The 19,582-nt window shown below is 63.8% G+C and carries 23 protein-coding genes and 1 pseudogene; 15 read left to right on the top strand and 9 right to left on the bottom strand.

Translation table 11 applies throughout. The features are described 5' to 3' along the window. Positions 1 to 19: 19 nt before the first annotated feature. From ACSFA8_RS19420 to ACSFA8_RS19410, 3 genes are all read right to left on the bottom strand, one after another. Positions 20 to 1,240, bottom strand: a complete 1,221-nt coding sequence (locus tag ACSFA8_RS19420; protein WP_435481121.1) for a S1C family serine protease — start codon at positions 1,238 to 1,240, stop codon at positions 20 to 22. Next, entirely contained in the window at positions 1,237 to 1,860 is a 624-nt protein-coding gene (locus ACSFA8_RS19415) for a hypothetical protein (protein WP_435481120.1), read from the bottom strand. The genes ACSFA8_RS19420 and ACSFA8_RS19415 overlap by 4 nt, the downstream gene beginning before the upstream one ends. A gap of 271 nt (positions 1,861 to 2,131) precedes the next feature. After that, on the bottom strand, positions 2,132 to 3,766 hold the full coding sequence (locus tag ACSFA8_RS19410) for a Fic family protein (protein ID WP_435481119.1): 1,635 nt from the start codon (positions 3,764 to 3,766) through the stop codon (positions 2,132 to 2,134). Positions 3,767 to 3,878: 112 nt separating this feature from the next. On the opposite strand from ACSFA8_RS19410, the pseudogene ACSFA8_RS19405 reads away from it, so the two are divergent. Together ACSFA8_RS19405 and ACSFA8_RS19400 are read left to right on the top strand one after the other, a co-directional pair. Continuing rightward, positions 3,879 to 4,205, top strand: a pseudogene (locus tag ACSFA8_RS19405) (IS21 family transposase); the annotation flags it as partial. Positions 4,206 to 4,217: 12 nt separating this feature from the next. Beyond that, positions 4,218 to 4,670: an ATP-binding protein gene (locus tag ACSFA8_RS19400; protein ID WP_435481296.1), complete on the top strand. Its 453-nt coding sequence runs from the start codon at positions 4,218 to 4,220 to the stop codon at positions 4,668 to 4,670. 142 nt (positions 4,671 to 4,812) lie between these two features. On the opposite strand, the gene ACSFA8_RS19395 is transcribed toward ACSFA8_RS19400, so the two are convergent. Further along, entirely contained in the window at positions 4,813 to 5,364 is a 552-nt protein-coding gene (locus ACSFA8_RS19395; RefSeq protein WP_435481118.1) for a hypothetical protein, read from the bottom strand. A 190-nt stretch (positions 5,365 to 5,554) separates the two neighbouring features. Here ACSFA8_RS19395 and ACSFA8_RS19390 point away from each other — a divergent pair, with 190 nt between their 5' ends. From ACSFA8_RS19390 to ACSFA8_RS19370, 5 genes are all read left to right on the top strand, one after another. Then, positions 5,555 to 5,791, top strand: a complete 237-nt coding sequence (locus ACSFA8_RS19390) for a DUF6429 family protein (protein ID WP_435481117.1) — start codon at positions 5,555 to 5,557, stop codon at positions 5,789 to 5,791. A gap of 137 nt (positions 5,792 to 5,928) precedes the next feature. Next, entirely contained in the window at positions 5,929 to 6,375 is a 447-nt protein-coding gene (locus ACSFA8_RS19385) for a TfoX/Sxy family protein (RefSeq protein WP_435481116.1), read from the top strand. Between the two features lie 195 nt (positions 6,376 to 6,570). Further along, a complete protein-coding gene (locus ACSFA8_RS19380) occupies positions 6,571 to 6,831 on the top strand; it encodes a hypothetical protein (RefSeq protein ID WP_435481115.1) in 261 nt (86 codons plus the stop codon). Positions 6,832 to 6,911: 80 nt separating this feature from the next. Beyond that, complete coding sequence (locus ACSFA8_RS19375; RefSeq protein ID WP_435481114.1) at positions 6,912 to 7,241, top strand: 1-deoxy-D-xylulose-5-phosphate synthase; 330 nt, start codon at positions 6,912 to 6,914, stop codon at positions 7,239 to 7,241. A gap of 50 nt (positions 7,242 to 7,291) precedes the next feature. Further along, complete coding sequence (locus tag ACSFA8_RS19370) at positions 7,292 to 7,633, top strand: hypothetical protein (protein ID WP_435481113.1); 342 nt, start codon at positions 7,292 to 7,294, stop codon at positions 7,631 to 7,633. A gap of 292 nt (positions 7,634 to 7,925) precedes the next feature. Here the strand turns inward: ACSFA8_RS19370 and ACSFA8_RS19365 are convergent, their stop codons facing one another. Beyond that, positions 7,926 to 8,987 carry a hypothetical protein gene (locus ACSFA8_RS19365; protein ID WP_435481112.1) on the bottom strand — a complete coding sequence of 354 codons (1,062 nt, stop codon included), beginning with the start codon at positions 8,985 to 8,987 and terminating at the stop codon, positions 7,926 to 7,928. 420 nt (positions 8,988 to 9,407) lie between these two features. Between ACSFA8_RS19365 and ACSFA8_RS19360 the strand changes: the two genes are divergently transcribed. The 3 genes from ACSFA8_RS19360 (at position 9,408) to ACSFA8_RS19350 (ending at position 11,729) form a co-directional block, all read left to right on the top strand. After that, positions 9,408 to 9,665 (top strand): helix-turn-helix domain-containing protein, encoded by a 258-nt coding sequence (locus ACSFA8_RS19360; RefSeq protein ID WP_435481111.1) that lies wholly within the window; start codon positions 9,408 to 9,410, stop codon positions 9,663 to 9,665. Between the two features lie 3 nt (positions 9,666 to 9,668). Further along, positions 9,669 to 10,994 carry a M16 family metallopeptidase gene (locus ACSFA8_RS19355; RefSeq protein WP_435481110.1) on the top strand — a complete coding sequence of 442 codons (1,326 nt, stop codon included), beginning with the start codon at positions 9,669 to 9,671 and terminating at the stop codon, positions 10,992 to 10,994. 333 nt (positions 10,995 to 11,327) lie between these two features. Next, complete coding sequence (locus ACSFA8_RS19350) at positions 11,328 to 11,729, top strand: hypothetical protein (RefSeq protein ID WP_435481109.1); 402 nt, start codon at positions 11,328 to 11,330, stop codon at positions 11,727 to 11,729. Positions 11,730 to 12,084: 355 nt separating this feature from the next. On the opposite strand, the gene ACSFA8_RS19345 is transcribed toward ACSFA8_RS19350, so the two are convergent. From ACSFA8_RS19345 to ACSFA8_RS19330, 4 genes are all read right to left on the bottom strand, one after another. Next, positions 12,085 to 13,329: an adenylate/guanylate cyclase domain-containing protein gene (locus ACSFA8_RS19345; RefSeq protein ID WP_435481108.1), complete on the bottom strand. Its 1,245-nt coding sequence runs from the start codon at positions 13,327 to 13,329 to the stop codon at positions 12,085 to 12,087. A 268-nt stretch (positions 13,330 to 13,597) separates the two neighbouring features. Continuing rightward, the gene (locus ACSFA8_RS19340; protein WP_435481107.1) at positions 13,598 to 13,987 is read right to left on the bottom strand and encodes a hypothetical protein; all 390 of its coding nucleotides are present in this window, start codon (positions 13,985 to 13,987) and stop codon (positions 13,598 to 13,600) included. A gap of 16 nt (positions 13,988 to 14,003) precedes the next feature. Next, positions 14,004 to 14,675, bottom strand: a complete 672-nt coding sequence (locus ACSFA8_RS19335; RefSeq protein WP_435481106.1) for a vanadium-dependent haloperoxidase — start codon at positions 14,673 to 14,675, stop codon at positions 14,004 to 14,006. Continuing rightward, positions 14,672 to 15,331, bottom strand: coding sequence for a hypothetical protein (locus ACSFA8_RS19330; RefSeq protein WP_435481105.1), 660 nt, complete (start codon positions 15,329 to 15,331; stop codon positions 14,672 to 14,674). The genes ACSFA8_RS19335 and ACSFA8_RS19330 overlap by 4 nt, the downstream gene beginning before the upstream one ends. 222 nt (positions 15,332 to 15,553) lie before the next feature. On the opposite strand from ACSFA8_RS19330, the gene ACSFA8_RS19325 reads away from it, so the two are divergent. The 5 genes from ACSFA8_RS19325 to ACSFA8_RS19305 all read left to right on the top strand — a co-directional run. Then, entirely contained in the window at positions 15,554 to 17,290 is a 1,737-nt protein-coding gene (locus ACSFA8_RS19325) for a winged helix-turn-helix domain-containing protein (RefSeq protein ID WP_435481104.1), read from the top strand. 296 nt (positions 17,291 to 17,586) lie between these two features. Continuing rightward, complete coding sequence (locus tag ACSFA8_RS19320; RefSeq protein WP_435481103.1) at positions 17,587 to 18,210, top strand: site-specific integrase; 624 nt, start codon at positions 17,587 to 17,589, stop codon at positions 18,208 to 18,210. A gap of 100 nt (positions 18,211 to 18,310) precedes the next feature. Then, positions 18,311 to 18,754, top strand: a complete 444-nt coding sequence (locus tag ACSFA8_RS19315; protein ID WP_435481102.1) for a hypothetical protein — start codon at positions 18,311 to 18,313, stop codon at positions 18,752 to 18,754. 114 nt (positions 18,755 to 18,868) lie between these two features. Next, positions 18,869 to 19,294, top strand: coding sequence for a hypothetical protein (locus ACSFA8_RS19310; RefSeq protein WP_435481101.1), 426 nt, complete (start codon positions 18,869 to 18,871; stop codon positions 19,292 to 19,294). A 60-nt stretch (positions 19,295 to 19,354) separates the two neighbouring features. Next, a partial coding sequence (locus ACSFA8_RS19305) for a hypothetical protein (RefSeq protein ID WP_435481100.1) occupies positions 19,355 to 19,582 on the top strand: 228 nt, incomplete at its 3' end.

Below are 19,582 nucleotides of genomic sequence, written 5' to 3'. Positions count from 1 at the left end.
GGCGGGCAAGCACAGGTCTCTATCGCATCACGCGCACCAACTCCAGAGTTTCATCGGTGGCGTTGACCCGGCTGCTGTTGCGTCCTTCAAAGCGGACGACGCGCCCCAGTTCGGCCGCATACCAGACGGTCGCAATGAACTGGCTGGTAGTCGTGCCGTAGTTGGTGCCGTATATCCAGCCCTCGTAGCTGATCCTCAGTACCCGAACTTCGGATCCATCGATCCGCACCGAGTGCTCGCCGCTCGCGACAGCATCGACCTCGTGTCGCCGCTTGTCGCCAGCGGTGGCCACATAGTCGAGATGCCAACGCATCCCGGGCCGAACGTCCTTGCGCGCCCATCCGCCCGGCGGGGAAGCCGTGTCGTACATGCCCCCGACCGGCGTCACCACCGAGACCACGCGCCCATCGGTCTTCTCGATCCGCCCGCCCGCGTTGAAGGACAGCTCGTCGCCGCTGATCCGGTCGACGCGGTAGATCACCGGGGTGCGGTTGCCGGTCAGCCGATCGGTGCGAACATATTCGAGCGCGTCCCCGGTGCGCAGGGGTGAACTCAGCGTCAAGGCGGCGGGCCTTGCGGCCGGCTCGCTGCTGCGCGTCGCCAGGGCAGTCTGCGCCCGCACGGGAAGCTCTGCAACGAAGGCGGCGGGAATCGCAACGCCGCCGTTGCCATCGTCTGGCGCCGCGGCGCTCGTGATGCCCAGCAGCCGGCCGTCCTGGTCGAACAAGCCACCGCCACTGCCGCCCTGAGACACCGCTGCCGTGGTCTGCAGGAGCGGGACTTGCGCATCGTCGCCTCCGCGCAGGCCCGTCAGAATGCCTTCGCTCAGCGTGTTCTCGAGCCCGCGCGGGTTGCCGATGGCATACACGCGCTGTCCCACCCTGGCGGCGCCGGCCGGCGCGATCGCCACCGGTGGCGCGGTGAAGTTGGCCACCTTGATCTGGCACAGGTCGCGCGCCGGATCGGGATGCTCCAAGGTCGCGCCATAGGTGACGTTGTCCTGCCGGATCACAAAGGAGCTGGCCTTGGCGAGCACGTGGCACGCGGTGACCAGGCGGCCCGGCGCGACGACGACCGCGCTGCCGGTTCGCAGCGGGCGCTCTTGCGCATCGAAGGTTCGCACCGACCACACGCTCGGCGCGATCCTGCCGAACAGCACGTCGGGCTCGAGCGCCTGCGCGCCGGAGGCGAAGACGGCGCAGCCCGAGAGAAGGAGAAGATGCAGGTTGCTCGCCTTCATGGTTTGGCGGGCAGCAGGGCCTTCAGGTCGTCCATCGACACGCGGGTCGCCGGCTCAGGCGCCCGCGGCGCGGACGCCACGGGCGGCGTGGGCACAGCTGTGGGCGTGGGCACCACCGCGGCAGCGACCGGCGCAGCCGCTGCACGCTCCGGTGCGAAAGGGGGCGCCGGCGGAGGTGGCGCCGCCGCCAGCCGCGTCTCGCCGACCTTCACGCCCGCCATCGGCTGGTTGCCGCTCTGGCTGCTCCGGTCGAAGGTGCGAACCTCGCCGAACACCAGCTGCATCCAGCTCGGGTAGTTGAAGCCCGCGCCCGTGCCCGAATCGATTGCAGCGCCGACCAGGCCACCGATGAGAATGTTACCCACCATGCCCGTGTTGACGCGGGAGGTTGCCTGGCCATTCGCCGGGGCGTGGCCGGGCTGCGTGCATTCGATGCTCAGGTTGGCGCTGGAGCGCCGCACGGACAGGCTTTGCCCGGACAGCATGACGGCATCTCTCTTGTCGTTGGCGACCCTGCATTCGGCCCCTTCGACGACCTGGCCACCCGCCGTGAGGGTTTCGATCGTGACCGACTGCGTGGTGCCGTGCGTCACTGAGGCGCAACCGGTCAGAACAGTCAACACGCCCAAGGAAGCGCACAGCGCCCACACCCGCCAATTCCATCGAACCATCGCCCCGACCCCCGTTGTATATGAATGTTACTGAGGGGGAAGTCTAGCGTTCCTCTTGGGCCGGTCTGTCGGCTCCGCATTGCCGTTCCGTGACGAATGTCCGGGGGCTGGCCGCGTCCTGCCTGCCTGCGATTCGGCCGACGTTGCGCCGAACAGGAAGGGGTCGGCAGTCAAGAGAGGAGAGGGATGAGGGAAAGCACGGACGCGGGCGACCGGCGCATCAGCTGGTCGGAGCCCGCGAATCCGTATCGTCCGCCGCGTCCGTTGGTCCCGGTTGCCCAGGCGCGAAGGCCTCAGCGACGGCGGCCGCGACCTTGGCCCAGATCCCGTCATCTTGGAGGGCGGGGAAGCGCTGGGCCAACTTGCCCGATCGCACGCCATCGTTCTCGCGTGCCGAGCGGATGATTGCGTCCACGTCAGAGTCCGGCCCCTCGATGATTTCCTTCACTGCCGCGCGGGCCTGGCCGAGGCTGCGCAAGAGCGCGGCCTGCGCATGCATCTCCTGCTCGATCGTGCGCCTGAGCAGTCCGGCCGTGTACTCGACGTGGCTGGTCAGGTCGAGAAACCGCCAGGCCGCTCGAGCCTCCGCATAGGCATCGAAGCGAAAGTTCGACATGACCCCGTCAGGTTGTCGCTCAGCCTCCCTCGAGAAGGTGAAGCGGTCGGCATACCTGTTCATCAACGGCCGCGAAAAGGCCTCGAGGGCCTCGTCGTATCGCGCGCGTTCCGTGGAGTGCTCCGTGATCAAGGCGGAGAGGGGCAGGATGAAGGGCGCATAGATGGCGCCATCGCGTCTGAGAACGTCGTTGACCAGGAAGCGGTGCACGCGGCCATTGCCGTCGGCCAGAGGATGGATGTACACGAAGGCGAACGAGGTGACTGCGGCGCGCGCGGTGGGCGACGCGCCCTTCGTGCGCTCGACAAAGGCTCGCAACCCTTCAAGCATCGCCGGCACGTCAACCCAGTCCGGCGCGACGTAGTGGACGACGTTCTCGTAGCGGATCGTCTGGCCGACGAATATGGGTGATTGCCGCAGCCCGAACGAGGCGAGCGTGGTCACGTCGCCCAGGATGTCCTTCTGGAGCGTGGCCAGCGCGTCAGCCGTCAAAGGGACATCGCCTGCTCCGGTGCGGGTTGCCATCACGGCGGCGAATCGCTGAACACGTGTGACCTGATCCTGTTCTCCCTCGATCTGAAAGCTCGAGCGACTCTCCCGCAAGGTCATCCAGACGGCGCTGCGCCGCAGAACCTCGGCCCCGAACTCGGCTTCCTCTCGGCCCAACGCCTGCGCCAGGTCGAACCGAAGGGCCTCGCGAACCGGGGCCGTGAGGCGCACGGTCGGGCAGAAGTCGCTGGTTCCCGGCATGTTGTCCCGCACCCGCCAGCGAGCGACCGGCAAGCTCGTCGTCGCGACCAGCTGCTCCTCAGGATCCAACGCGTCGACGTAGTTGCCGCCCACCAGGCCGCTCTCAATGGGCAGCGTTTTCCGGGTGAGCCACTCGTAGAAGAATCCTGCGCGGCGCGCGTACTGCCCGTTGGGCTCGGCCTGCACCCAGGCGGCGAGTTGCAGCGGATCCACGCGGTCAAAGAGCCGCGCCAGGAGTTCCAGATGCACGCCCTCGTGCTTGAGCATGAAGGTCAGGTGCGCCGCAACGGTGGCATCGGGCCGCATGTGTTCCTGATGCGCCTCCCGACGGTGATGCTGAAGGCGTACCGTCTGCCTGCGCGGCCCGATCTCGCTTTGCACGAAGGGCGGCTGGATCAGATCCAGCCCGAACTCGCGCACCAGCCAGCCTGCGCCGATGGGATCGCCGCCGGCGCTGGCCTTCTGAAGCCGCGAGATTTTCTGGATCATTTACCAATCGTATCCAGAAACGCTTAGCCGCGCATAAAAACACTTCGATTTCTGGAAATGCGCATAAAAACGTTTAGGACAGGCGCCCCCGCTTTCTGGCGCGCAGTCTGCACTGCTGCCATCGTTGCGGCGCAAGCCCGGCGCCTTCGCCCGATGGGTGCTGCGCGATGCGATGTTCCCGCGCAGCGAGTACGCCCAGGCGTGGGAACACTTGAGTAAACGGCTGAGTGAACGCGCCGCCTGCCGGTTGATGGTGGGCCTGCTGGATCTGGCTGACCGCGCCAACGTGGTGGCCGAGCTTGCTGGCGTGCTGGATGCACTGCGTGAGCGCGACGAAGTGCCCGACATCGACATGCTGCGCGAGCAGTTCGCACCGCGACCCACGCTGATGCCGACGGTGCAGGTGGTCTTGCCGGCTGCTGCCGTCTATGACGAACTGCTGGAGGCTGGCATGACCGCTGCCGCAACCACTGCTTCCACGCGCACTGCGGCCGACGCAGCAAGACTTCCGCCGATGCTGTCCGAGCTGAGATTGCCCACCATCAAGCGGATGTGGCCGGCACTGGCCGAGCAGTCCAACCGCGAGGGCTGGCCGGCCGAGCGCTTCCTCGGAATGCTGCTGGAGCAGGAAGTACACGAGCGCGAGACGCGACGACTGGCGCGTGCTCGCGTCGATAGCCATCTGCCACCAGACAAGAGCTTGGCGACCTTCGACTTCGCCACCGTGCCGGCGGTCTCCAAGGCCCACGTCATGGCGCTTGCCGAAGCGGATGGATGGCTTGCCCAGGGCCACAACCTTCTGGCCTTCGGACCTCCGGGCGTGGGCAAGACCCACAACAGTCATGACGGAAAGGGGCGGCCCTTGAAAAACGTCTACAAAGCGACAAAATCATCTACTTTGTAACAACAATCCGACAAAACGTCTACTTCTTCGGATGTTCGGCCGGCCGCGAACACCCTTCCCACCAGCTTGCCATCGGGCAGCAGACCGCCAAGAACCGCACCTTCGCCATCGACGCAGAATTCACCCCAAAGCTGACCTTCCATCAATCGTAGGTTCTGTACTCGACTATCAGGTCTCCCATGGCATCTTCAACGCCGTAGCCGATGCGCCGACTGATGCGACACACAGCTTCGAGTCGTTCCATGAACAACCGCCGCGGCGCGTCCGGCAGTGTCGCAATGGCCTTCAACGCCTGCTCGAACATTCGCACCAACGCACTGAAAAAGCCCTCGTCCTGCAGGCCGACTTCGACGCTGAAGCCTGTTGCGCGCTCGCAGTAGAAGACCATCAATTCTGCGAGGCCTTCCGGTTGGCCAATTGCCTTCTTGTAGTCCGCAATGGACTTCTTGGCCTTGGTGACGGACGCGGTCTGATTCCGGAACGTGTCGGGCCAGAGCCAACGGTTAATGGCGGTCTTGTACGGCTCCAGGACATCTTCGCCCAGGTCGAAACAGGCATGAAGGAATACTTGGTTGTCCTTGTTGGCCGTGTACAGGTCATACACCAGGCAAACCAGTCCATCGTGGTCGAAGTGGGCCAGTCTGGCCTTGACGTCGCTCCAGGACGTGGATTTGTTGGTCTTGCTTGCTTTCATCGCTGCGCGCTGCCGGATCTGAAGCCTGTACGATCATCCCGGGTGAGATCATGTTGGCCAAGCGAAGGCCAGACTCCCAGAACACCATCGTAAAGTCGAACTGCCGCCTCGCGGCGGCGCGGCCAATCTGAGGCGGCGCCGGCAGACGGTTCACTGTCGAACATTGAGAGGTGATGTTATGAGATACGACATGGACAAGGTCGAAGAGGCGCTTCTGGCTTTGCTCGGCGTCTTCGAGTTTGAAAACGGACGGGTATGGAAGCGATATGACTTCGAAACCATGGACCGGCTCCACGAAAAAGGGCTCATCACTGAGGCTCACGGCAGGCAAGAGTCGGTCTACTTAACGGAAGAGGGCATACGGCGCGCCAAGGAGCTCGCGGCCAAACACTTCGGGACCAATGGGGCAGTGCCAGCGCGCATATAGCTGCGGCAAAATCCGGCCAACTCCGGACCTTCCGACCTCGGTCAGAATTTCGCTCCGAAACACTCTTCTTTCCCACGCGCCATGAGCCCTTGGTTATCGGTCCGCCATCACTTCCTCATGACACGGGGCACAAAACGGTGAAGCTGGCCGAGGAACTCCCCGAAGTGTTCGAGCGCTTCGGCCGTGTGTCAGCCCGCCGCATGTTCGGCGGCCACGGCATCTTCCACGAGGGGCGCATGTTCGGTCTGGTGAGCGGCGAGCGCCTGTACCTCAAGACCGACGAGGAGAGCCGAGCGAAGTTCGAGGCGAAGGGGCTCGCGCCCTTCGAGTACATGCGCTCGGGCAAGCTGACGCAGACCTCGTACGTGGAAGCGCCGCCCGAAATCTATGAAGACCGCGAGGAAGCGGCACGCTGGGCCCGCCTGGCCTGGGAGGCCGTCCTGCGCAAGGGCGGCGCGGCCGCGCGACAGAAGCCGGCTGCCGGGAAGATGGCGCCGACGAAGGCGCCTCAGAAGAAGCCGGCCGCGAAGAAGGGGTCGGTGGCGAAGGTCGCTACGAAGAAGCGCTCCAGCGCAAACCGCTGACCCGTTGTGCCTGCTGCTCAGGTCTTTGGGGCAAGACTGACCAGCGTCGGTCGTGTGGCAAAGTTCGGCCAGAAACGGACGTACGAAACGGACTTCAACACGAGCACTCAACTAGCATGCACGGCGGCGGGTTGAGCCGAAGGTTCCGCCGATGGGCTACGGCCATACTGGCTGCGACGTTGAACGGGAAATGTCATGACCCTGCACACTCTCCTCGCCATCTTGGGCACGGCTTGCGGCATCTACTACACGTACCTGGGAGTGGTCGTGGGCGGACATGCCCTAGATGCAAAGAAGCGAAAGTTGCCGTCAGCGCGCATCCTTCTAACGGGCGTGGCCTGGTCTGTTGGTCCAGGCGACGAATATTCAGCGGCAGGGAAGCAAATCTGCCGGAAGGGCAACTGGGTGCTTGTAGCGGGCATCATCGCTTGGTTCGCCTTCGGCGTACTCAGGTGACGCCACTCCACGGTGTGGCAGCATGCGACAGCACCGGACGTTCCCACCACCCTCGCAGTTTTCACAAGAGCACGAATCTGATGAAAAGTCGCATCATGTACATCGAAGCGAAGTCGGGCGGTCTGACAGGACCAGCTCGCGTTGGCCGAGTCACGTGTTCCAAGTCCGGGGCAACGCTGTACTACGGGGGCAAAGCCTTTCGTAGCCTCAAGGGGAGCGGATTTAAGTCGAACTACTTCGACGTTGAGACAGGCGAGCACTACTGGATATCCGGGCCCAGAAGGGACGGCAAGGACGCTCTGTACGCTACGCACGTCCGGCCCGTCATTGACGACGACATTCAGGACGAATACTGGTCGAAAATTCGCGGGGTTGCCTCTCCTCGCGAGTGCGAGAAACAGGTCGATTGAAAATTGGCGCGCAGTGCAAAGGCAGAATGCGGGCCACAAGCAGACACGTGATGACTCTCGAAGAATACTTTGCCGAATTCAAGTTGGCGGTCAATGTGCACGCCGCCTCTGGCCTCACAGTGCACGTTGCAGCCGAAGTCGCCGCAGGCCATGCGATTGGACTTACGGTCGCGCAGATGCACGCCTTCCTTGCTCGACGCACTCAGATAACGAGCGCTGCCATCGCCCTGAAGGGGCCCTATCTAACACCGGAGCAGATTGCCAGGATAGATTTGGCGCGAGCCGAGGGTGCGGTCTACCCAAAAGACGTGATTCTGAAAGCCTTCACACCGGAAGAGGTGCGCTCCGACCTCCTGACTGACATGAGCCCCAAAGTCCGCTTCGGAGAATAGTGAACTTCGGATTAGGGCCCGAAGCTGCGAGTAGCCGACCGGCTACAGTCGGCGGAGGATTCAATTGATCGATGCAACACACTAAAAGCTGCATAGGCAGAAGGAGTGTTGTAGCCGTGAGTCGCCTGGAGTCCGCACTCGGGGTCCTGCTCATGGTTAGAACAACCCGCGCCCTCTACCTCACGGAGGAAGGGGTCGCGTTTCACACGCGGTGCTCGAAGGCGTTCCAGCCCCCGGCCGAGGCAGCCGAGGAGGCCACGCAAAGCGCCGGCGAGCTGTTGACCCATGCAAATCAGGGCTGCACGGTGAACGACTCGAGCTCCGCAGTATCGCGTTGGCTGATGCCGCCACGCTGGTTGATTGTTTCGAGCACAGACTTGATTTCCCGCTTGGCATCCGGCACATACCAAAAAGCCCTGTAGAACCTCCCCGTCAGTGGTTCTGGCGTGGTCGGCGACCGCGTTTGTGCGATGGAAGTGCCCCCTGCCGTGCCGGCTTGGACTTGGGAACTGGCTACGGCGTTGGTGCGCTCGAACTCGTTGTACCACTCGCCGTCGGCCTCGATCTTTAGTGCCTTGAAGGTGCCTGCGGGCACTGTGACTTCCTCCCAGCCGATCACCTTGTAGTCCAGCTTGTTACGAACGAGCTTCACGTTGGGTGTCGGATGCTCTTGCGTCACGGCGACCTCCCATGTCTTGCCGACGCGCAGCGGAAAATCGAAGTACTTGTTGGTCGTCGTCATCCTACCGTTGATGCTCACCATGCGACTCCAGTCTTTCTCGAAGGCAGTCTCGGTAGCGGGGAGGTTCGAATCGACTGGCTTGGTCGCGAGGACCATCCCGGTAGAACTGACACGATGGATCGTGTTCTCCCAATGACGGATCGACGAGCCGGCCGGCGGCTTCTCGACCTTCAGGCTGTAGACCCACTTGTCGCCCTCACGCAGCGCCGGCGCAGGCGCCTCTTGCGCCCAGCCAATGGTTGAACACGCCAACGCACCCGCCAACAATATTACCGAACGAGTCATGCATACCTTCTTCTTGTGCGGAATCTGATATTTCAGCTCAGCAATCCCTTCGCCTACCTGACTAGAACGGTGGAGACGTGGGCGGCCACCACGGAATTCCTCGACGCTGGGCCGGGTCTCGCCCATAAGCCTGGCTCTCCGCTCCGTCTGACGAATGCGTGCAGCGCCGGTCTTCGGGTCGGGCCCGACTGCGTAGAGAAGCGTGACCTGCACCGAGACGTTCTGTTCGACAAAGCCAAATACCGAGATACTCTGCTCTCGACGCCGCTGGTTTCCTTGATTTTGGAAGGCAGGGTTGGGCCTCCTGCGACCTGGGGACTCAAGCAAGCGCGTTCCTCGCCGTAGCCAGCCTGAAGCTCGCGCGATTTCTGCTTGGAGTGGAAGGTGGGCCGGACAGCGCGCTCATCGACGCAAACTGGGGGGTCTCGAAAACATCGACTTCGATTCAAAAACGGAGAAGAAATTTGCCGTACAAGCCCACATCGGGCGACGGCAGGTTGCCGCCGTTGGAAGACTTCCGGCGTTGGACAAACCTTTTTTCGCTTGGCCGCGCGCCGCAGACCTATCCAAGCTCCGTGTCGTTAGCCAGAACGCCGACAAAGGTGGCGAGCGTCGAAAAGCGCTCGGTTCCCCAGTTCTTCACATTCAGGCGCGACGGACTCCCCTGCATTCGGAAATGAAAGAATGCCATTAGCCGCCGCCGGACCACAGTACCGAGCAGGCCGCGGGCGCAGCGACAATGCACCCATGACCCAAGGCAAGCGCATCTCGGCAGACATCGGCGGCGACGCCTTGCATTCAATACGGGAATTTGGGGCAGCGGCAAGGCTGGCCCGAACGGCGGCCGGAGAGGGCCAGGCCGCCGCCGCCGCGCGCCTGTGCGTGCATGTCCAAACCATCGGCCGCATTGAATCGGGTGAGCCCGGCGTGGCCATCGGGCACGTGCTGGGCCTGCTCGCGCTCTACGGCATCGGCGTCAGGCTGCAGCAGCCTGAAGGCCGCTGAGAAATGGTCCGGCTGCCGGCGAAGCGCGCCACCATCGCCCTTCACAGGCTTGCGAACGGGGTGAGGCTGCTCGCCATTCCCATGCCCCACGTGCAGAGCGCCAGCGTGGGCGTGTTCCTGCGCGTCGGCTCCCGCGACGAGACGCCGGTCACGAACGGCATCGGCCATGTCCTGGAGCACATGGCGTTCAAGGGGACCACCACCCGCTCCGTGCAGGCCATCAACCTGGATGCGGAGCGGCTAGGCGCGGATGTCAACGCGTTCACTGGCAAGGACACCACCGGCTACTTCATGACTGGCCTGGGCCGGCACGCGGAGCATCTGCTGCGCATGACGGCCGACATCGTCTTGAACAGCACATTTCCCGACAATGAATTGCAGCGCGAGCTGGAAGTGATTCGCCAGGAAGCCATCGAGTACGAGGAGGATCCGGAGGATAGCTCCAGTGAATTGCTCGACCGCGCTATCTGGGGCGACGACCCGATGGGCATGCCTGTGATTGGCACCGTCGGGAACATAGAAGGCTTTACCCGGCACGACCTGGTCCGCCACGTGCAGTCCCACTACGTCGCGGAAAAGACCGTCGTCGCTGCGGCCGGGAACTTCGACGTCGAAGCCTGGGTAGCGCTCGCCGGGGAACTCTTTGCAGCAATGCCCCCGTCGGCCGACCTACCCGTGACGCTACCGCCGGCGCCCGCGAAGTACGTCGGTCATGCCGTGGCCCGGCGCTTCACGCAGGTGTCGCAGGTGTACCTGAACATCGCCTACCCGCTGGCGCCCGCGCGGCAGGATGAGATGTCGCAGCAGCGCTGGCGCCTTGCGGCTTCGCTGGCGGCCAACCTTTTTGGAGGCGGGATGTCGGCGCCCCTGGTCGACAGAGTCCGAGAGCAGCTCGGCCTGGCCTACACGGCCCATTCCACGATGGAAAGCGGGGACGTCTGGGCCAACTTCGTGGTGCATTCGGTCACTACCCCGGACAAGCTCGACGCGCTTGTGACGGCGACGGGCGGCCTGCTGCGCGCACAGGCCACGACCATCGATCCGGTGCACTTGGAGCGGGCGAAGAACCAGCTGACCGTGTCCCGTGTGCGCGCCGGAGAGCGGACCTACGCAACGATGGAGCAGGCCGTCGAAGAGCTCTTCGCCAGCGGAACCGTGACGCCGATGGCCGAAGCGATTGCCATGATCGACGACATCCGCGCCGAAGAAGTGCGGGCGGTCTTCGAGCGGATGCTGGCCAACCCCCCGGCGCTGGCGATTACCGGCAAGGGCGCCAGCGCGCGAACCGCGCGGCAGTTGGCAGCGGGCCTGGTTGCTGGCGTCCGTTAGCGGATCGGACGTGATCAGGCTGAGCGCTGCAGCCTGGCGCGGAGCGCGCCCGGACCGCCAGGCTTGGGTCCGCACGCGCTGGTCTTATTCACGTTGGCGCCGCCACGGCGCCTGCAACCAAGCTGAACGCCCGGTTCGGAGCGAAGCCAACAGTCGCTTAGGGCCCGAAGCTCCTGGTAGCCGACAGGCTACAGTCGGCCAGCAGCGGTATTGGCGACAGTCGCTTCTCCGACAGCGAAATTTCGCTGCCGCAGGGGCGAGGCCACACAAATCGATTGGCAGGACGCGGAGGCCGGCCTACATTGGTCTTTCACCCACCATGAGGATCGCAACATGCCCATTCGCATCGCATCGCTGACCCACCGCATCGCGAAGAACGGCGCGATGCTTCACAAGGCGACGATGGACCGCGTCCACTCGCTGGGGGCGGACCATGAGCCGTCCGAAGCCGAACAGACGCTGGCCGAGGAGCGCCGTCTGCTCAAGGAGGAGCGTGCGAAGCGCCAAGCGCAAGCGCAGCAGCCGAGGGCGAAGGCAATCGACAAGCTGGTGAGGACGCACCACCCGCAGGCCAAAGAGAAGCCCAAGGAAAAAAAGGAGCCCAAGGAGCCCAAAGAGCCCAAGGAGCCCAAGGCTAGCAAGGCTCACAGGCCCTCGCGTGGCGAGAAGCACTCCGCGCAGGCGGCGGCCCTGCAGGCCGCGAGTAGAGCGCCGAAGAAGTCGGCGAAGACCTGAGAAGGCTCTCAGGCACCGCGCGGAGCGCGGACGCGCTCTTCCGAGTACAGGCGGAGTACGAATCGCCCTGCTTCGGTGTCGCGCAGGCCCCGAACCTCTTCGCGCATGGCAGGCGGCACGGATGCCAGAAAGCAGCCGCTCGGCGCCGCTCTCAACCCGTTCCAGCCTTTCGCACACCCGAATTCGCCGCTCCAAAGCAGTCGTTGGTGGTTAACTCATGACATAAGCGGTGTACGCAGCAGCACCATCCGATGTGCCTGTCCGCGCGCGTCCAGGTCGAGCAGCTCATCGAGCAATGAGCTCAGGCGCGGTCAGCGGTGGCGGTCCGGGAGCCTCATTGGTTTTGCCATGCGCCTCAGTGCTCTACCGCGAACAGCCGCCACTCGCCAGGGATACCCTTGAGGCTTTGCACTCCTCGATCCTGAAACACGAGCCCGGAACCTGCGACAAGATCCTTGACCGTGCCGGAGACCAGCACTTCGCCGGCGCGCGCCTGTGCAGCAACGCGTGCGCCGGTGTGCACAGCGATGCCGCCGACCTTGCCTCCCATCCATTCGCACTCGCCGGTGTGTAGCCCGGCGCGGATCTCGAGCCCGAGTGCACGCACCTCCTCGGAGATCGCACAGGCGCAACGCACGGCGCGCGCCGGCCCATCGAAGGCGGCGAGGAAGCCGTCGCCGGCGGTGTCGATCTCGCGGCCGCGAAAGTGCTCCAGCTCGTGGCGAATCAATGCGTGGTGGCTGTCGAGCAAATCGTGCCAGCGGCGGTCGCCGAGGCTGGCGGCGCGCTCGGTGGCGCCGACGATGTCGGTGAATAGGACGGTGGCCAGCAGCCGGTCAGGTTCCGCGTCGTGCCGAGCGCCGGTGAGGAATTCTTCGATCTCGTCGACGATAGCGTCGCAGTCGCAGCCCCATGGAACGTGATCGATGCCATGCAGTTCGACCAGCTTGGCTCCGGGGATGTGATCGGCCATGTAGCGGCTTGCGCCGAAATCGATCGTGCGGTCGTTGCTGCTGTGCAGCAGCAGCGTGGGCACGCGCACGGCCGGCAGGACATGCCGGATATCGATCTCCATGTTCATGCGCACCAGCGTTGCCGCGGCCGCCGGGCTGGCGCTGGCGCGCAACCAGCGGGCCCACCACCGCCGGTAGCGCTCGTCTTGGGCCAGACTAGGGCACCGGGCATCGATGCCTACCGGTCCGCCCCAGTCTCGTTCGATCTGGTCGGCAAATGCCAGGTGCTGCTCGGCCGTCGACCCCCAGGGGTAGTCGGGCGCCCGTATGCGTCGCGCGAAAGCGCCGCCCATGATGAGCGCCGAAGACCGTTCCGGATACGTGGCGGCGAACAGAGCGCACATCGCGCCCCCCTCGGAATAGCCGAACAAGGCCGCACGCTGCGAGCCGACCGCATCCATCACCGCGCGCACGTCGTCCATGCGAACCTCGAGGCTTGGCATGTCGTTGACACGATCGGACAGGCCGGTGCCCCGCTTGTCGAAGAGGATTAGGCGGGAGAACGAGGCCAGCCGCGTCAGCAGCCGGGCCAGCGTCGGCTCCTCCCAGAAGACGTCGATATTCGACACCCAGCCGGGAACCAGCACCAGATCACGCGGACCGTTGCCGATCGCCTGGTAGGCGATGTTGACGCCACCGCTCCTCGCATATCGGGTTTCGGGAACCATAGAAGGTTGAGCCTCCGCACGCCGGTCCACTGGCACTTGTCCACGAGCGGGAGCTTGCCACAAAACGCACCGTCGCGCCTTCGTGTTCAGCTCCCTGGCTCAAATGCGAACTCACAGTCTCGGCCAAGAACGGACATTCCAGTGCCGAGCCTGCTGAAGGCCGCTCGAGTCTCACTGGGCAGCGTGGCTACTCAAACTCGATCTCGGCCACCAGCGGCGAATCAGGGTCCTTGCTGATCGCATTCGCGAGTGCGCCGCCCTGACGAAACCAGTAGCGGCAACCCGTGCGGGCGAGCATCGTCACGCACATCAAGCCGTCGGTTCGAACGATCCAGGTTCCGGAAGCGCTGCCCGGCCCGCTCTTGTTGGCAAACTCGACCCTGCCATTCGGTAGGAAAATCCAGTGCGACACCATGCCGGTCGACAGATTCCTCGACTCGAGACCCTTGCCAATGAGAACGCGCTCGATGTCGACCTTGCTGAGATAGATGCGCTCCTCTGCAGCGGTCACCTCGTCGGATGGCGGGAAGAGCCCCATACAGCTGAACAACATCGACGCGAAGATTCGGGTTCGCATGACTCAATCCAATTGATCATCGCGCCAGAAAGTTCCGTTGCAACGCCCACTGGGCCACGCTGGTTCCAAGCTCTGCGCCACGAAGCGTCGAGTTTCGAAAATGCATTCCGCCGTAGACGCGGGCGTCGCAGACCTCGTTCACCATGGCCTGCGTCGACTTGAAACGGCGCGTGGTGCCGGTCACCGTGCTGTCGAGGGTGAATTCGACCTGGTCGGTGCGGTAGTAGGTCTTGAGGGTTTCGGCCATCGCCGCCGTGATGCAGCCATGGGCCGCAGGGTATTCCGGGTGATTGGGGGTCGGCACCACGGGCGTCCATGTCGCGTCGGGCGTCGTGGCCGGGTTGGCGTCCGCGCCGGCCAACGGGATGGCGCTTTGCGGCCGCCAGAATTCGTAGTGGTACTTCGACTCGAAACAGGCGATGCCTGCATCGGCATCGACCACGAACAGCATGGCCAGCAAACGCGCCTGATCGACAAGGCTGGAGTCGCTCATGGCAAACCGGCGCAGGTTGCGCTGCCAATAGCGTGGCGGGGCCTCCGTGTAGAACCTGGCGATTTCAAGTTGGGCGTCGGTGCGCGAGCTGCCGACGGCGGCGCCCAGCAAGCGCGTTTCATTGAGATCGATGGCGTAGACCTCGCTGTCGAGCGCGGGCGGCGCAGGCGTGCGGAACTGCGAGGCACTGGTCATCGCAAACGGCCGATAAACGGCATGTTGCGGTTGATCGGGTTCACGCCCCGAAAGCGCCCTGGTTCCGTGCCTGGCACATAAGGTGCCAGCGCCACCGAGCGACCGTCGTCGCCGCGCAGCGCAAGCATCGCGCTCGCCGCTCCGGTGCCCACGGCGACGCCCTCGGACTTGGCCGCGTCGTCAGGGAGCGACGCCAGGAAGCTGTCGTAGGCGGCTTGGTACTGGGCCGATCTGTTCGGGAACATTCCCTTCAATACGCCATGGGCCGCCGCGCCGATCGCTGCTTGCTGGGACACCACTGCGCCGGAAACGACCTGCGTCAAGCCCCCGTACTGCTGGTATTGCCCGGTGATCGCAGCGAGCGCGTTGTAGATGGCCAGATGGACCACGGCGAGGTCCACTGCATCGGACGGCCGCTGTTCGGCCGGTGACCCGGTGGCCGTGGCGGGGAGGTTGACGGTGGCGCTCGCCACCTCGTTCCAGTAGGTCACAGCGTTGGGTCCCGTCACGATGACCTTGACGGGTGGCGCCGCAGAGAATCCCGCGCCCCCACCGGCCGAGCCCCCACCGGCCGAGCCCCCACCGCCGCAAGCCGGCAAAAGGACAAAGATTGCAGCCAGCGCACCGGCCATCATGCCCGTCAGGTGTTTGTTCATGGACTAACCCTTCGCGGACCCTGCGAACTTGAGCGGACGCCGCCAGGCCACCATAGGCGTGGCGGGTGGAATCACCACGATCAAACCCCGATGAAAAGGCGATGAATCTCCGAGGAGGCGACGCCTGAAAGCCTTCCACGTCGACGTAAACGGGAGGAAAATCCCCCGGCGGATCGCACACCGGCATGCCGGGCGTCTGCGGAGATCCGAGAAGGCGGAGCCATGAACGACGGGCAATCGACCATCAATGAGCGAGTTCCGCGTGCGTCCCTGCCATCGCGAGCTCGAGTCGGGATTCCGGCGGTCGTTCAATTCGCCAACTTCGAGTTTGATCTCGAGCGCGATCAGTTGCGACTGGACGGCTTGCCGATACCGCTCAGCCCCAAGCCAAGCGCGCTGCTGCGCTATTTCCTGGCGAATCCCCAACGCCTCATCAGCAGGGCCGAACTGATGGAGAGCCTGTGGGCGGATGTAGTGGTGACGGACGACTCGCTCGTGCAGTGCGTCGGCGACCTGCGAAGCCGGCTGGGCGATCAGGGCTCGAAGTTGATCACCACGTTGCCGCGGCGCGGCTACATATTCGAGGCGGACGTTCGGCCTGCCGACCTGAGCGAGCCCAGCCATCCCACGCGAGCGACTGATACGACAGTGGCGGCGCCAACTGTGCCGGCAGCATCACCCACGCGGCGTGGCAAGCGCGGCCTTGTGGCAGCCGTCGCGTTGGGGGCGCTCGTGATCGCCGGCGGTACCATCTACATCGGATCGGCGTCGCCGCCGCTTCGGATCGACGAAGAGATCGCAAGACGCCATTCCATTGTCCTGATCCCGTTCCAGGACATCGGCACCATACCCGCACCTGCGAACGTTCGGAACGGGCTCGTGGATGAGATTGCAGCCCAGCTTTCAGAGCGGCAGAGCGCGAAAGTCATTCGCTCGACATCGCCCGCCGGCGCGCGGTACGCGATGAGCGGTCGAATCGCCGCACACGGGCGTGGCGTCGCGATCGACACGCAGGTCACGACGATTCCCGAAGGGAACATCATCTGGTCGGAACACTTCGAGTATCCCGATGCGAATGGCCCGGGGCTGAACGTCGACGTCGCTCTTCGTGCCGTCAGCAGCCTCAGGCTGCGTCAGTCGGAGATGCACAAAGCGAGGGTGAGTCGGCCCGGCTACCAGTTCGACCCCGCGGACCTCGCGATGTCGGGATGGGAGGACATTGACCGGCGCCAGTCCATGGAAGACGTCAGGAGAGGTCGGGCGCGTTTCGAGGCGGCCTTGCGCGCCGACCCGGATTCCGTGGTCGCACTGACGGGCCTGGGTGCAGCGCTCATGTCCGAGCGCTTTGGCCATTCCGGCGAGCCTCCGCTTGAAGATCTTGCCGCCTCCGAGCGCGTCGCTGCACGCGCCCTGGCCATCGCACCGAACAACACTGTCGCGCTCATCAATTGGGCCAATGTGCTGCTGTTTCGCGGCCAACCGGACTTGGCGCTCCCTGTTTACGAGAAGGCGATGCTGCGTTCGCCTTCAAACCCGAACGCGCGCCTGAGGTATGCGACGGCGCTGCAACTCAACGGCCGTGCCGCGGAGATGCAGCCGCACATAGACAGCGCCATGCGGATTGGCTATCGGGACTCGCGGATCATGGCCTCGGCATTCTTCGTGGCGTCGAACGCCGCATTCACACTGGAAGACGACGAAAAGGCCTATGCGCTGGCACGACGATCATTGGCGGAAAGGCCGAACTTCGGTCTTTCCTATGCCATGCAGGCGTCGATCGACGCGCTGCACGGCCGCCAGGCAGATGCTGAGAAGAATATGGCGGAGCACCGCAAGCTGATGCCGCACAACACGATCGAGCGGTACGTCATCAACAATCCTGCCGGTGCCGACAGCTACCTGGCCAGCCGCAACAGGTTTGTCGCAGGCATGCGTGCGGCAGGCCTGCCGGAGCGATAGCGTTGACGCATCCACTATGCGCACCAGGCTCAGTCGGAGCCTGCGCCCGCTAGCCTTCGGTAGACAGCAATGCAAGCAGTGAAGTGCTTGTTGGCAGGACATTCCGCGCTTCCGCGCCGTGGTTGAGCGGTTCCTCCGTAGTACGGGAGGGACAGCAGAAGCCCGCCAGTCCATGCCATGACCCCGCGTTCAACTGCCTCTGAAAGTCTGCTTGCCGTAGACGGCAATTTCCGGTTGGGACCCAAAGTGCCCTACCGGCGCAAAGTTTCGATCCCTAAACTGCACAGGAGATCGACATGAACGCTCTCACCGTCTCAGCACCACGGCCCCCGTGGAACAAGGACAAACTCGTCGGGCAGAAGCGGCCTTTCAAGCTCAAGGAAATTTGGGCGATCCGTACTCGGCTGCAGCTGTCCCGCCGTACTCGCGACCTTGCACTTTTCAATCTCGGAATCGACAGCAAGCTTCGGGCATGCGACCTGGTCAAGCTCCGTGTCCGCGATGTAGCCAACGGTGATCGAACGGCGGCACGGGCGAACGTGGTTCAACAAAAGACCGGACGACCGGTTCAGTTTGAACTCTCCGATCCAACCCGCGAGGCGGTGTCGGGCTGGATCAATCTGGCCCACCTTCGTTCCGAGGACTTTCTGTTCCCGAGCCGGGTGCATTCGTCTCCGCATCTCGGAACCAGGCAGTACGCCCGAATTGTCGATGGCTGGGTGGAGGAGATCGGGCTGGATCCGGCCGAGTACGGAACCCACTCAATGCGTCGGACCAAGGCGTCCTTGGTCTACCGTCGCACGAAGAACCTTCGCGCAGTGCAGCTCCTGCTCGGCCACACCAAGCTGGAGAGCACAGTGCGCTACCTCGGAATCGAAGTCGAGGATGCACTGGAGATGGCCGAGCAGACGGAAGCCTAACGGCCCCCTGGCGCTCTGATTGACGAGCGCCAGTCAAGGGCAAAATCCGGCCAGAAGCGGACATAGCCCCCCTCAGGCCAAAACTCACTCTGGAATTCAGATGAAAGAACTTCGACTCGCATGGGAGCCAGATAGCCTGACCCCACTGACTGTCATCGAAGACCGCCTGCGCTCGTACAAGGCAAGCGGCATCATCATGCTCAGAAACGGAACACTGCTCGCGCTAACTCCAGGGGATGACGACGAAGCAGATGCCCGCTCGGCCGTGAACGAGGCGCGCTTCATCATCGACTTCCGAACGGTGCAACTGAAGGAAGGCGGCTACATGGTTGCGTTCCACAAGGCCGTCTCGGTGTTCGTGGGTGAACCCGAGTACGAGCAGATGAGAGACGTGATTGCCGCGCGGTTGGACGAACTGAAGTTCCCAGGGGAGAGATTTTTCGTGCCACCGAACGAGCCGCCAGAGCACCTGATGATTGGCCTTTACGCCAGAGGCAAGCTTCAGCGGGATTGCTATGACTTCCACTTTTTCAAGCGGATTTAGCCTGCTGGTCGTCACCGCTCGCGTTCGCCCCGTCAGGCGTCGCTTGACTGACGGGCCGACAACGGCCAAGTCCAGACGTTCGACGCCGGCTCCCAAATTTGCTCTGGAGACCCTGTGAATCGCGCAACCGATGCCTCGACTGGAAAGCCCCCGCTGTTGGAAGACCCGACCTATCCAGGGCGCACCGGCGGGTATGTGACGCGCATCACCGGAAAGCTCTTGCAGGATTCAGCGATTGCTGGGCATCGCAAGTTGTTCTTGCCATCGCCGACGCCAGCGACGAGCTCGTGCGTGTATGCGGGCCCGGACTCCAGAGCGACGCCATTGTTTGAGGTGCCCGGTGAGTTTTATGCTGCCGTTTTCTCGCGAATTCAAGCATTGTTCAATCCTGGCGCGGTAGACGCCGCCGAGGAGCGCACCGTGGCGTACGGCGGTCGTTCGTTTGCCATCTCCGCCAGCGCTCCCTCGGCAGAGCAAAACGGGGCTACTCTCAGCATCCGTCCTCTGGGCGACGACGCCACGGCCGGGGAAACTCGGTAGCGAACTCCGTCCGACAACAATCGGCCACCACTGGACATTGAACAGCTTCACGGAATTTCTATGGGCTCACCCGCTCTCCTAACTCAGCTTGAGTCACCGCTATCCTCGTACACGCTCGACACTCCGGTCGTCCAAGTGCTTTTGGCAGGATTGAGTTCGCCGACCGACTACGGAAGGTCTGAACAGGTCGCCAATTGGCGCGCGATGAAGCCCAATGGCGTGCATGGTGATGAATCGCGCCGCCAGATTCCCCGAATCGATGATGTCTGCCCCTCATCCAACGCCCTC

Origin of the sequence: Variovorax nitratireducens (genome assembly GCF_051216545.1) — a bacterium.
Taxonomy (GTDB): Bacteria; Pseudomonadota; Gammaproteobacteria; order Burkholderiales; family Burkholderiaceae_C; genus Variovorax.
Note: the sequence above shows the minus strand (reverse complement) of the source record. Positions and strands in the feature narration are given on the sequence as shown.